At 66.4% G+C, this 2,430-nt stretch carries 1 protein-coding gene; it reads left to right on the top strand.

All coding sequences use genetic code 11. The features are described from left to right. Positions 1-726: 726 nt before the first annotated feature. Positions 727-2,430 (top strand): peroxidase family protein (locus tag IG178_RS15925; protein WP_193213561.1); only part of this gene is annotated, 1,704 nt, incomplete at its 3' end.

Below are 2,430 nucleotides of genomic sequence, written 5' to 3'. Positions count from 1 at the left end.
GCCCCCCCCCCGATGAAATGGTTCCATCGAACAGGAGCCGCTCAACCCGGCCCGGCAGACCACTGCCGGGCCGCGGCTGAGTCCGGCGAAAACCCCTCCTTCAAGGTGCCCGCTCCCCTTTCCCATCCCCCGGCCTGGCAGTGGATCTCCAATCCCGTCTGCTCCGCTTGGGGCTACCTCCCCGGTCTCCTCGGGCTGCCGCACGACCCGCCGCCCCCGGCCGGTCCCCCGAGCGGGAAATCGACTTTCCGTCCATGACGGCCTCGGTGGGGTTCCATGGCCGCGTCATTTGCTCATGACCGCGGCCATGGGATCACACCCCGCCGGGCTGGGTGCCCGGTGCCTCGGATCCTCATCCGCCCGACCCGATGGTTTTCTGGCTCTCCGTCAGATTTGCCGTGCATGAGGCGAAAACCCTCCAACCACGGATGAACGGGATGAACCCAGATCGGAAGAAATGGGACCGGGATCGATGGGATGGATTGGATCGGAATCTCGCCTGAGGACCGGTCGCTGGCGACGTTGCGACAAGACCGACAGAATCAGCCTTTTATCTGCGTCCATCCCGTTCGTCTGCGGTTGTTGACCGGCAGAATCTGGCGGAGACCCGATGATTTTTCCGGGTTTTACCGAATCGCTACAATCGCGACATCATCCCCTGACAGAGGCATGGCTTGATGGGCCACAAGCGGTCATCCCGGACCGCGGAACCCACAAAACAATGCCATGAAAACGAATCACCCGCACCGGGTCGCCCTGGTGCTCACCGGGGTCCTGGCCACCCACCCCGTGACGGCCGAGCCCACCCGCCTGCCCCCCGGGATTCCCCTGCCCCGGGAGCGCCAGCAAAGCTCCGGGGAATCCACCGGTCCCGTGTCTGGCGACGCCGGCCAGGTCGTCGGGATCCCCCAGGAATTCCGGTCGATCGACGGCCGCGGAAACCACGAAGCGGACCCGGGACTCGGCACTCCGGGACTCCCGATGATCCGTCGATTCCCCGCGGCCTATGCCGATGGAGCCGGTCAACCCGCCGGCTCCGGCCGGCCCTCCGCCCGGGCTGTCAGCAACGGGGTGTCCGCCCAGCAAGCACCGGTATTCAATGCGCGCGGTGCCACGGATTTCCTCTGGCAATGGGGCCAATTCATCGACCACGACCTCGTCGAGACCCCGACCCTGGAGCCCCCGGAACCCTTCGACATTCCGGTGCCTGCCGGGGATCCATGGTTCGACCCCGATCACACCGGCGCGGTCACCATCCCGCTCAACCGCTCGTTCCACGAAGCTGTCGGCGGGGTGCGCCAGCAAATCAACGCGATCACCAGCTACATCGACGCCTCGAACGTCTACGGCTCCGACGAGACCCGGGCCTACGCGCTGCGGATGCTGGACGGCACCGGCACCCTCAAGGTCACCCCGTCCGAACACGGCGACCTCCTTCCTTACAATCTCGGCGGCTACACCAATGCTCCGGACAGCTCGCCCGTCTGGTTCCTCGCCGGCGACGTGCGCGCCAACGAGCAGGCCGGACTCTGCGCCATGCACACCTTGTTCCTGCGCGAGCACAACCACTGGGCCCGCGAGTTCCGCGATGCCAATCCCGACGCCGCGGAAGACGAGACCTACGAGTTCGCGCGCATGATCGTCGGCGCGGAAATGCAGCATATCACCTATCAGGAGTTCCTGCCCTTGTTGCTCGGCTCCTCCGCCCTCCCCCCCTACCGCGGATTCAGGGACGATGTGGACCCGACAATCTCCAACGAGTTCGCCACCGCGGCCTACCGGCTGGGCCACAGCCTGTTGTCACCGGTGATCCGCCGCGTCGGCGCCAACGGAGTCACCATCGACGACGGCGACTTGCCGCTCGCCGAGGCGTTTTTCAACCCGTCGATCATCGCCGACCACGGCATCGACAGCCTGTTGCGCGGCCTCGCCGTCCAGCGCTGCCAGGAACTTGATGCGATGCTGGTCGATGACGTCCGCAATTTCCTCTTCGGGCCCCCGGGGGCGGGAGGATTCGACCTTGCCGCGCTCAACATCCAGCGCGGCCGCGACCATGGGCTGCCGAGCTACAACGAGGTTCGCCGCGGGCTCGGTCTCAAACCGGCACGGAGCTTCCGCGACATCACCCCGGACCGGGCGCTGCAACGCCGCCTGGCTTCGGCCTACCGTTCCGCCCAGGATGTCGACCTGTGGGTCGGCGGCTTGTGCGAGCCCCACGTCCCCGAGGCCATGGTCGGCCCGGTTTTCCACCGCATCCTCCTCGACCAGTTCATCCGTGTCCGCGATGGTGACCGCTACTACTACGAGGGCGCCTTGATCCCCGAGGTGTTGGAGGTGATCCGCGAACAATCCCTGGCCACCGTGATCCGCCGGAATACCGGGATCGGCGACGAGCTCACGGACAGCGTGTTCCTCCTGCCGGTCCAGCAG

Origin of the sequence: Neoluteolibacter marinus, from assembly GCF_014904755.1 — a bacterium.
Taxonomy (GTDB): Bacteria; Verrucomicrobiota; Verrucomicrobiia; order Verrucomicrobiales; family Akkermansiaceae; genus Haloferula; species Haloferula marina.
This window is presented reverse-complemented; position numbering and strand designations above follow the sequence as displayed.